Below are 9,586 nucleotides of genomic sequence, written 5' to 3'. Positions count from 1 at the left end.
GTCGGCAGGTCAGGCGCAACTTCATCAAAGCTGGTTATCATGCGTCTAAACTGAACCATCCCTTGAGCGACGACGACACCGTATTCTGCTAAATGACCCCGCAAAGCGTTTACCAACTGGGAGCGTTGGCGGACACATAAATCGCGTGTTCGAAAGACCATGCCCTGCGCCTGTTGTTCTGCGCTTTTAACCGAGACGTAGCGCATGGTCGGGCGCGATGCCGCCTCCGCGATCGCTTCTGCGTCATTTGCATCGTTCTTTTGACGCTTCACAAACGGCTTAACGTAAACAGGTGGGATTAGACGCGCCTCGTGACCGAGCTTGCCAATCTCACGCCCCCAATAATGGGACGTAGCGCAAGCCTCCATAGCAACAACGCACCTTGGAAGCTTACTCAGGAACGCAATAAGCTGAGACCGCGACAATTTCTTGCGGAACACAACGGAACCATCGGTGTCAGCCCCGTGCAGTTGGAAGCTCCGTGCAGTTGGAAGCCCCGTTTTGCTAAATCAATTCCTACTACGCTAACATTCTCTATGGATGCTCTTCCTTTGTATGACAGTTTAAACTGCTATCATTCTGGCACATTGCGATGCCGCCGGGTGGCGCATCCACCCCATCATTGATGTAGTGGAATATTGCTCCTTCTGCTTGTCTGCGGGGCGCCCGTTTCTAACGCCAGATCAGTCCGGCTTTCAGAGATTTGAAGACGGTCTCGACCATGGAATTGTCATAACACTGTCCCTTGCCGCTCGTCGAAACGAGAACGCCATGCTGCTTCAGACGTTTATGATAGTCACCGGAACAGTATCGAGAGCCACAATCCGTATGCTGGATGCAGCCTTTGGGTGGCTTTCGCAGCCCTACTGCCATGTCCAGTGCCTTGATGGCCCGGTCCCGCTTCATCCGGTTACTGACCGCATTCCGTTCTTTCCTGCAACCGCTGCGCAAAATCGACTGGGTCGTCTAGGCCAAGGAACCCTTCTTCGGACCCAAAGCAGTATTGGCATATCTGTCGCGGTACACCCACAGCGTTGCAATATCCAACAGTGGACTGATCCGTTTCGATGCGCGCAGTGTTATCTTCCGCGCCAAAGGCCACCGTCTTAAAGGTGCGGGTCGCCACACCACTATGACGCTGACGATGGCCGGGTTCATCCGCCGGTTCCTGATCCACGTTCTGCCAAAGGGCCAGCACCGCATCCCTCACTATGGCTTTTTCGGAAATGGAAGCCGTGCCGCTAACATCGCCAGGATCCGGCAGCTGCTCGGAGTGCGCATATCCGAGCACGACCACGACAACAACACCGGTAACACAGTGGAACCTGTCCGTTTCCTCGCGCTGCCATGCCCGTGTTGCGGCGGATAAATGATCATCATCGACACAGTCGCACCAGCACAGCATTCCAGAGCACCGCCAAAACCACAAAGGGCCGCAGCATGACCCGCGCCCGGTACATCACGAACGACACTCGCCGCCGCAGGCTATATCTCCTGCGAACCAATCATCTCACGCTGATCAAACTAACGATGTGGCAAAAGTTGATGACGCCGGCAAAATGCCGCGCATATCGAACAAATACTGGCAAAGCCGACCCCGCACTTAGTCCAACGGGGCCGCTCAACAGGTCCGTCAGTTCGGATCCAAGGCAAACCACTGTTCAAATCCCCATAACACAACAAACGGCCCACCACGCCCAACCCCGCGATTTCCCGCTTGAGCGCTTCTCCGACGCCAGGCAGCGATCCGCGTCACTTAAACGTCCGCGCGGGGCGTCCGAGAAACCTACAGCTTTGCTGACTTTCGCGGTTGACCAAACAATGTCCGCTATGTGTTGGTGGCTCACCTCAGACAGCGGGCAGAATTGTGTCTGACGACCTGCGCGATCTGGATCCTCAATGTCGAGCTTGGCTTTGGTCGGAATCCGTAGAATGAAATAAGAGAAGACCCCAAGATACGCGAGGCCCTTCTGTTCATGATCGTGATATCCACCCGATCCAATGCTGGCAGTCAGACCGGGTGATGGGAGGTCCTTACGCGGATTGTGCGCCGCGGCTGCGGTAGTAGAAGATTACTCCACCCAACACGGCACCGATGACCCAGGCATAGCCGCTGAGCTGGCTCAGCACCGGGACCCAGACAGTTGCAATGGAAAAAATGGCAGCGATGGCGAAGGCAACCAATGCGTGTTCGTTCCAGCCATTCCCATAGTGATATTCGCCGCCCCCCATGTTGTAGAGTGCGTCGCGGTTCAGCTCTTGCTTACGCAGTAGGTAGTAGTCAACGATCAGAATACCGTAGAGCGGGGCCAGCGTCGCGCCAAGCGTGTTGACAAACCCGCCGATACCGAAATTGCTGATGAACGCAGTCCAGAGACCGCCGATAATTAGGGCGAAGCCCGAAGTAATCAGACCCGCCATGCGGAAGCTGATCTTTGAGGGGGCCAGATTGGCAATGCCGTTCACGGCGGGGATGAAGTTGGCGACCAGATTGATGCCGACCGTGGCCGCAAAAAAGGTGATGGCCGCAATGACGCCGAGGATCACGCTGTCGGTGCGCTCGACGATCTCGGTCGGGTTGACGATGGCCTCCCCGTAGACCACCGCAGCACCTGCTGTGGTCAACAGCGCCAGCGCGGAGAATAGGATCATGTTGAGCGGCAGGCCGGCAAAGTTTCCCTTGACCATTGCGCTCTTGTCGCGGGCATAGCGAGAAAAATCGCTGAAGTTGATCATCACGGCCGCGAAATATGCCACCATTGTGCCGACGATGGCGATAAAACCGTTGATCTCTGTCGCCCATGTGCTTTCCGGGCTGGCAAAGATTGTGCGCGCAGCACTGAACAACTGGCCATCTGATTTGACCCAAAGAACAATCACCAAACCGATCATCACCACATACACAAATGGACCGGCAATGTTCAGGAAGGTTTCAACCCAGTTCATACCGCGCCAAAAGATGACGATATGGAAGGCCCAGACGATTAGAAAAGAGATCCAGTCAATCGTGGTGAGCCCGAGGAACTCCGACCCACCATCGGCCCCTGTGATCGAGTGAATCAACAGCGCCACAGCGGTCGAGGCGAAATAGACCTGCACGCCATACCAGAACACCGCCACGGTAGCGCGTAAAACGCTTGGCAGTTTCGCTCCGGCGGTGCCCATGCTGGCACGTGCAAAGACCGGATAGGGAATGCCGTATTTCTCGCCGGCAGCCCCCGAGAGGTTGACCAGAAACATGACGAACAGGCTGGCCGTGATCAAGGCGGCAAAGGCGGTCCAGCCATTGACATGAAACGAGATAAAAAGCGACGCAACCAAGGAATAGCCGAAAAGCGACTGAATGTCGTTAGCCCAAACATTAAAAATGGCGAACCAACCCCAAGATTTCTCCTCACTGGTAACCGGGCGCAGCGTGTCGCCGCCGCCCTGCGCGTGATCGCTGTGTGTCGTGTCCATATCCCGTTCTCCCCCTGGTCGATTTCGATCAAACGCGGAAGTTCGCCTTTGTGCTCACGCGCTTATGTTTTCTGTTATTGCATCTAAAATGTTACCCGCTATTTTAAATAAAATAGTATACAGCACTTCAGGAAAGGTCTTTCAGGATTTTCTTGAAAATCCGTTCTAAATTTGACTGTAGGGTGACATATAATGGAATTTGAAAACACTGGTAACCCCGAGAAAACAGCAAAGGCACCGCCAGATCTGTTGAACGAACGTGCCTATCAGGCACTCGTGAAGCAGTTGCGGGATGGGCGACTGTCCAGTGGCACTTTTCTATCCATACCTATGCTTGTTGACCGGCTTGAAATGCCGATCGCGGCGGTGCGTGACGCGGTCAAGCGCGCTGAGGTCAGCGGGTTGTTCACGGTGATCCCAAAGCGCGGTGTCATGGTCATGGACGCTGGCGCACAAACAACGCGCGAGTGTCTTGACTTGCGGGCCATGTTCGATGGTGAGGGGGCGCGGCGCCTGATCGACAATAGCCGCGACGTTCCTTTGGCCAGCCTTAGGGCCGCTCATGAACGTTTGCGTGATGATGCTTTTGACAAAGCAACGCCGCAAATTTCCCGCCGCGCCATCGAGATCGATCTTTCGCTTCACGACGCGCTCGCGATGGGGCTGAACTCCACTCTGGCCACACGGTTATATGAAGAGAACCGGGATCGGATCGCTGTCATCCAGAACACACGACCATTCTTGCCCGACCGTGTCGTATCGGCCATGGAAGAGCATCTTGCAATTATCTCCGCATTAGAGGCGCGTGACGCAGATGCAGCACTCATTGCAATACGCGACCATCTGGAGAATACGCTTCGTTGGTGGGGAGTGAGCGTTCAGATCACAGACAGCGCACCGTAAAATAGCACGAGCAAGATGAGTCAGGCACTTGCTTAGGCTCAGCGCTTACAACCAGAATATCACGGGCGCGGCGAAAGCGGTCGCGCAGAGGGCTACCTTGTGCCTTTCGTCCAGGGATGCGGAGGATTACGCCCATATCTACACCCATATCTACAAGGGCTTCTTGGACCCCATCGCCCCCCTTCTTCACCCGTAGGCTGGAAGCGGTAATACGTAAGTTGCATCTATAAAAAGCGCCTTATTGCCGGGTGCCTCAGCAGCCAGCGCCGTCATGATCCGAACACACCTATGTCACCCCATCTTTTTCATCCATCGTCGAGCGTCAGGTACATCACACCAGCGCAAGCCATTGTGATTGATGAAGATAATACTGCTCAGGATGTGCAGGTCATCTACACGCGGAACACTGCGGCTCTTCGGATAACAAGCGCGAAGCCGCGCCTTCTGTTCTTCTTTCAGCCAGTAAAGAGTGATCATGCAACCCCCTCAATTTGAGAGTTTGAATAATACAGGCCCGATAGCCTCAAGAAATTGAGGGGTCCTGAGTCTGAGTTGATCGTCTCCGACAAATCCGCGGTGATTCAGGGTGTATATTGTGATGCAATTGCCATTGGCAGTTTATCCATCATTATTCGCAACGGCGTTCCCTTTGCTCAATAAACCCCGATGGCGCGCACGGATAGGTCTGCGTCGTGATCTCGACCAAAGGCAACGACGGCGATACTGCGTATGTCTGAAATCTTGAACGATTGGCGCAAGAGCCCGCCGTAAGGCGCAAATGCGTCAAACGGGATGCGCACCTCTTGCCATGCCTCGGATGTATCAAATTTTGCTTGATACAGTTGCCAAGGCAACACCGTCCACTTTGTGCGAATGTGCAGGTAATAGGGTTGAGCGTTGCCGCGTATATTCAAAGAAATGCCCTGCGCCGTGTCTGGCAAGGGCTGGTCCAGCTTCGTGCGAGCTTGAATAAATCCACCGCGGTTGGCCGTGCTCACGCGGCCAGTCAACTGTAAGACAGGCCGATCATCAATTGTTTCGAATGTCACCCGACCTTCCGAGACACCGCCCATAACCTGATCGCTAAAGTAATCCCAACGGGTGGGATCGGATAATGAGAACTGGATCATGGTATCCTCGGCTGAGACAACTAAGGGGGTAAGCAGGGTGACGCACAGCACCAGCCTTCGCAAATTTATCAAGCGCATGGGTTACTCCTTGGTGAACCTAGACGTGGTGTTGCTGAAAGCAGAGTGCAACCGCAGCGGACTATTTGCCGCATTGGTAAGGCCCTCGCTACTGACTGCCGGTTTTCGTTTGATGCGACATTTGGCCGAACAATAGCGCACCTCATCCCAGGTTTTTTTCCATTTCTTGCGCCAGCTAAACGGACGCGCACAAACAGGGCAGATCTTTTGCGCAAGGTTAGCCTTTTTCATCCGACCCTATCTCTTTGAAAAACCGGTCAGTGTCCGTACGGATCGCGTGTCGTTTTTCCTCGGCCATGCGGTCAAGACTTTTGTACATGAACGCCATGCGAGGATTGCCGCGCAGTCTGCTGGCGTTACGATCGATGAAGTCCCAATAAAGGTAGTTGAAAGGACATGCCTTGGGGCCGTTTTTGACGGTGGGTTTATACCTGCAAGACGAGCAATAGTTCGACATTTTGTTGATGTATGCGCCGCTCGCCGCATAGGGTTTTGATCCCATGATCCCACCATCCGCAAATAGGATCATGCCACTGACATTTGGCAACTCGACCCATTCATAGGCGTCGGCATAAACCAAAAGGTACCAGTCATTGACCTGTTCGGGGTCCAAGCCCGCGATTAATGCAAAGTTTCCCAAAACCATCAAACGCTGGATATGATGGGCGTAAGCGTTTTGCCTGGTCTCGGCAATACACTGGCGCATGCAGTTCATATGTGTGTCTGCCGTCCAGTAAAAATCGGGCAGCGGACGCTTGGCCCCCAGGACATTCATCGCCTTATAGTCAGGCATCTTGAGCCAATAGATCCCCCGCACATACTCGCGCCACCCCAAGATTTGCCGAATAAACCCCTCAACTGCATTCAGTGGGGCATGGCCGTCATGATAGGCCGTTTCGGCGCGTGCGATACACTCAAGCGGAGTCAGTAACCCGCAGTTGAGGTACAGCCCTATATGGCTGTGATACATCCATGGTTCGTCCTGGATCATAGCGTCTTGATAGTCGCCAAAAAGAGGCAGCCGCTCATCTACAAACTTGTCTAGGGCCTGCAATGCCCCATCGCGTGTCACGGCAAAATGAAAGGGCTCAATCTCGCCAAAATGATCAGAAAACTGCTCTGTCACAAGGGTCGTCACTTCGTGGGTGATCTCGTCAATATCGGCAAAAAATGGATCGGGAATCTCCAGGCCTTTGGGCGGTGGTTTGCGGTTGTCGGCGTCGTAGTTCCATTGCCCACCAATCGGTTCGTCACCACGCATCAACACGCCATGTTTCCGGCGCATCTCGCGGTAAAAATACTCCATACGCAACTGTTTGCGGCCCTTGGCCCAAGCGGCAAACTCATCCTTCCCACAAAGGAAGCGGTCATCAGGGCGGATTGTGACAAGCAAGTTTAGCGCATCTGCCCATTGCTCCATCTCTGCCAGTAGCCGATATTCCCCCGGTGACGTCACGATGACCTCTGAAATGTCGTGCTGATCCGTCAACCGTGCAACTTCGCCGTACAAAGACCCGCTATTTTGAGGGTCGTCGTATCTCACATAATTGACGTCCATCCCTCGCGCCGCGAGGGACTGCGCAAAGTGGCGCATCGCCGAAAACACGAACACAATCTTCTTTTTATGGTGTTTGACATAGGTCGCCTCTTGACGCACCTCACACATCAAAATCAGATCGCCCTTGGTGGCATCAGCAAGGCTCGACATCGAAAAAGAAAGCTGATCACCAAGGATAAGGCGAAGTTTCATACATATGCCCCGTTGTGAGGTGACATCAAGACGCGCATGGAACCGTCGTCAGGACGGCTTCGGCATTCGGTCCCATAATGGCGGTTACTCGTTTACCCTGTGCGGTTAAAGAAACCATCGTCCCTGTCATCTCAGCATCCGAAACCGTGATTTCGCGCGCACCATCCGTGTCGTCGACGTCAACCGTGAAAGCAATTTTTTGAGCTCCATCCAGTCCGGTAAATGACAGTGCCACTGTCTGATCGCCATCGGCAATGGTCGGCAGACCAACCAACAGATCGGCACCTTGTGTCACGTCAAAGGGTTGAAACACCTCGACGCCCATACCTGATGCTGTGACATCAAAAATCAGGCCTGCATTTGAGGCCGTGAAATCAACCACCAGTTCAGAGGGGCCTATGTTGCAACCCCCTTCGTTTGCAATAACGAAGGTGTCCTTGGGGGCCCCTTCGATGAACTGCACGCGCACGTCCGCGTAGGACGGCGACGATATGAAAAGAGCGCAGAGCGCGCAAAGAAGCTTTGTCATACTGGGTCCAAACACCTGTATTTTGTAACACTGAATTGGCCGCCCGCGACACGGGCAACAGTTTAGTAGCTTTTATTCCGGCACCAGAACCGCATCGGTCACGCGGGTTGAGGCATTGATATCAGCAGACACACCCTTGTCTGCATTCACGGTCACATCGCCTGTGGTGATGATTTTGACATCACCACCTTGCCCGCAGTGGCGTGAAAGGTCAGGGTCGTGGCCGATTGATCCATATTCTCTGGTCGTGACCGCGGCTCAAATGTGCTTTCTGGCAACGATGCGTCGGCTTTGTCTTTTGGTGTGAATACTGTGAATGAAGCTGCGTCAAATGCAGTGTCAGCGATGTCTTTGGAAGCGCCATCTGCAAAGACGACAGCCGCGGTTGAAAATGTGGCTGGTGATGTAGGGGGCATAAAAAGTACAACCGAACACCCAAGGTCTCCCATCATAATTAGTACCGGCACTGTGCTTTCGATATGTTTACGGCAGGGGATCGTATTTGGATCAATCAGCCTCAAATTGTTTTCTCTGACACAGCGAACAGGCGCATGTATATTGCAGTGAATGCTGCTTGGCATCATCGATGCCCCTCGGGTACTGCGTGCGTAAAAAAACGCTGCAAAAACAATTTAACCTGACCGAAACGAGGAATTCATCGCCGGCGCTAATACGGGTGGCGTGTCGACCGAGACCGTGACCAAAGAGACTTTTAAAGAGCGCGGTGCGATGGTTTCGCGCGCAAAGGTATCGCTTGATAAGAAGGGTGGATTTGTCCAAATGACTTTTGTTCCGCACGATAATAATATGAGTGAGCACATCAGCCTATGGGGCGGGATCGAAATGACTTTGTGCTGTAACGGTGAGGCCTAAGACTTTTGGCTTCGCACCGCACAGCGAACAGGACTTTGGTATTCCTTCGGGGCCTCTGACCACGCGGGAATGGCAGATGCTGCGCATTCCTTTTGCCCATCGCGTGGATGCTGTATTCGTGCCTGTATGTCTGCGCCGCATTGGCATCATTGCAAATGGTCGCGAATTCAGCGCTGTAATAGCCGTCTTGGCGTTGGCGTTTACATCGCTGCATACCAGAATATGAAGAAGCGTCTCTTGCTCGAGAACCACTATTTTGCCGGCGATCACGAACGCCAGATGGCGTCCGTTGTCGAGGACTACGACAATCGGCGTTCACATGAGAGCCTGAACAACGCCACATCCCGCGCCAGACGCTCCGGCGCACGGTGCAAAGCCTGAAGGTCAAGCTATTTGATTGCGACGAATGACATCGCCGCGCGCGTCGCGGATACGGCAATGGCCTTTGCTTCACGATCATCGTTCTTGTGAACCTTCACATAGGGCCGAACATAGAGCGGCGACATCAGACGAGGTTCATGGGCAGCCTGAAGACAAAAGCGCCCGATGTGACGTTCACTGCCGCTGGCCCCCCATCGCATCAACATAGGGTGGACGCTCATCCCGAAAGTCCAGCAGCCGATGCCGCTGGAGGCGTTTGCGGGACACGACTTTTTCTGCTTCGTAGCCGACAAGGCTGCAAACGGTCTTGCCCAGATCAATGCCCAAAGCTTCGATGGCCATCCGATGCTCCTGTCTCTACCTATATCCGCCACAATAACAGCGGTTTGGTCGGAAGGCAGTTCATCCCGCCAGCTTATCGGCGCCAATGACGCCCTAGCTTGCAGATTTAGAACAAGCACCACCTGTGCCTTTCGGTGTTTG

Annotated in this window: 10 protein-coding genes and 3 pseudogenes; 3 read left to right on the top strand and 10 right to left on the bottom strand. The window is 53.9% G+C overall.

Features of this window, described 5'->3' with window-relative positions:
• Positions 1-470 (bottom strand): IS110 family RNA-guided transposase (locus AKU94_RS04265; RefSeq protein ID WP_157056407.1); only part of this gene is annotated, 470 nt, incomplete at its 3' end.
• A 205-nt stretch (positions 471-675) separates the two neighbouring features.
• A pseudogene (locus AKU94_RS04260) lies at positions 676-921 on the bottom strand (DDE-type integrase/transposase/recombinase); the annotation flags it as partial.
• Position 922: 1 nt separating this feature from the next.
• Between AKU94_RS04260 and AKU94_RS19005 the strand changes: the two are divergent.
• A pseudogene (locus AKU94_RS19005) lies at positions 923-1,444 on the top strand (transposase); the annotation flags it as partial.
• Positions 1,445-2,034: 590 nt separating this feature from the next.
• On the opposite strand, the gene AKU94_RS04250 reads toward AKU94_RS19005, so the two are convergent.
• Positions 2,035-3,459: an NCS1 family nucleobase:cation symporter-1 gene (locus tag AKU94_RS04250; protein ID WP_050526083.1), complete on the bottom strand. Its 1,425-nt coding sequence runs from the start codon at positions 3,457-3,459 to the stop codon at positions 2,035-2,037.
• Positions 3,460-3,651: 192 nt separating this feature from the next.
• On the opposite strand from AKU94_RS04250, the gene AKU94_RS04245 reads away from it, so the two are divergent.
• Positions 3,652-4,362: a GntR family transcriptional regulator gene (locus AKU94_RS04245; protein ID WP_050526082.1), complete on the top strand. Its 711-nt coding sequence runs from the start codon at positions 3,652-3,654 to the stop codon at positions 4,360-4,362.
• 169 nt (positions 4,363-4,531) lie between these two features.
• Here the strand turns inward: AKU94_RS04245 and AKU94_RS20820 are convergent.
• The 6 genes and pseudogenes from AKU94_RS20820 to AKU94_RS19535 form a co-directional block, all read right to left on the bottom strand.
• A pseudogene (locus tag AKU94_RS20820) lies at positions 4,532-4,839 on the bottom strand (IS5/IS1182 family transposase); the annotation flags it as partial.
• A gap of 176 nt (positions 4,840-5,015) precedes the next feature.
• Positions 5,016-5,570, bottom strand: a complete 555-nt coding sequence (locus AKU94_RS04240) for a CIA30 family protein (protein ID WP_050526081.1) — start codon at positions 5,568-5,570, stop codon at positions 5,016-5,018.
• 3 nt (positions 5,571-5,573) lie between these two features.
• Positions 5,574-5,801, bottom strand: a complete 228-nt coding sequence (locus AKU94_RS20710; protein ID WP_050526080.1) for a DUF2256 domain-containing protein — start codon at positions 5,799-5,801, stop codon at positions 5,574-5,576.
• Positions 5,788-7,320 (bottom strand): cryptochrome/photolyase family protein, encoded by a 1,533-nt coding sequence (locus AKU94_RS04230; protein WP_050526079.1) that lies wholly within the window; start codon positions 7,318-7,320, stop codon positions 5,788-5,790. The genes AKU94_RS20710 and AKU94_RS04230 overlap by 14 nt, the downstream gene beginning before the upstream one ends.
• 25 nt (positions 7,321-7,345) lie before the next feature.
• Complete coding sequence (locus AKU94_RS04225) at positions 7,346-7,849, bottom strand: hypothetical protein (protein ID WP_050526078.1); 504 nt, start codon at positions 7,847-7,849, stop codon at positions 7,346-7,348.
• Between the two features lie 152 nt (positions 7,850-8,001).
• Positions 8,002-8,433, bottom strand: a complete 432-nt coding sequence (locus AKU94_RS19535) for a fasciclin domain-containing protein (RefSeq protein WP_157056405.1) — start codon at positions 8,431-8,433, stop codon at positions 8,002-8,004.
• 365 nt (positions 8,434-8,798) lie between these two features.
• Between AKU94_RS19535 and AKU94_RS19530 the strand changes: the two genes are divergently transcribed.
• Positions 8,799-8,948 carry a hypothetical protein gene (locus AKU94_RS19530; protein WP_157056404.1) on the top strand — a complete coding sequence of 50 codons (150 nt, stop codon included), beginning with the start codon at positions 8,799-8,801 and terminating at the stop codon, positions 8,946-8,948.
• Between the two features lie 329 nt (positions 8,949-9,277).
• Here the strand turns inward: AKU94_RS19530 and AKU94_RS19525 are convergent, their stop codons facing one another.
• Positions 9,278-9,445, bottom strand: coding sequence for a hypothetical protein (locus tag AKU94_RS19525; RefSeq protein WP_157056403.1), 168 nt, complete (start codon positions 9,443-9,445; stop codon positions 9,278-9,280).
• Positions 9,446-9,586: the final 141 nt, after the last annotated feature.

Source organism: Pseudorhodobacter aquimaris (assembly GCF_001202025.1).
In the GTDB taxonomy this organism is placed as follows: Bacteria; Pseudomonadota; Alphaproteobacteria; order Rhodobacterales; family Rhodobacteraceae; genus Pseudorhodobacter; species Pseudorhodobacter aquimaris.
The sequence above is the reverse complement of the archived record's forward strand: the minus strand, read 5'-3'. Positions and strand labels throughout refer to the sequence as shown.

Excerpts from the sequence above, each read along its gene's own strand:
- AKU94_RS04250 (WP_050526083.1), bottom strand. The coding sequence starts at position 3,459 with ATGGACACGACACACAGCGATCACGCGCAGGGCGGCGGCGACACGCTG.
- AKU94_RS04245 (WP_050526082.1), top strand. The coding sequence starts at position 3,652 with ATGGAATTTGAAAACACTGGTAACCCCGAGAAAACAGCAAAGGCACCG.
- AKU94_RS04240 (WP_050526081.1), bottom strand. The coding sequence starts at position 5,570 with ATGCGCTTGATAAATTTGCGAAGGCTGGTGCTGTGCGTCACCCTGCTT.
- AKU94_RS20710 (WP_050526080.1), bottom strand. The coding sequence starts at position 5,801 with ATGAAAAAGGCTAACCTTGCGCAAAAGATCTGCCCTGTTTGTGCGCGT.
- AKU94_RS04230 (WP_050526079.1), bottom strand. The coding sequence starts at position 7,320 with ATGAAACTTCGCCTTATCCTTGGTGATCAGCTTTCTTTTTCGATGTCG.
- AKU94_RS04225 (WP_050526078.1), bottom strand. The coding sequence starts at position 7,849 with ATGACAAAGCTTCTTTGCGCGCTCTGCGCTCTTTTCATATCGTCGCCG.
- AKU94_RS19535 (WP_157056405.1), bottom strand. The coding sequence starts at position 8,433 with ATGATGCCAAGCAGCATTCACTGCAATATACATGCGCCTGTTCGCTGT.
- AKU94_RS19530 (WP_157056404.1), top strand. The coding sequence starts at position 8,799 with ATGCTGCGCATTCCTTTTGCCCATCGCGTGGATGCTGTATTCGTGCCT.
- AKU94_RS19525 (WP_157056403.1), bottom strand. The coding sequence starts at position 9,445 with ATGGCCATCGAAGCTTTGGGCATTGATCTGGGCAAGACCGTTTGCAGC.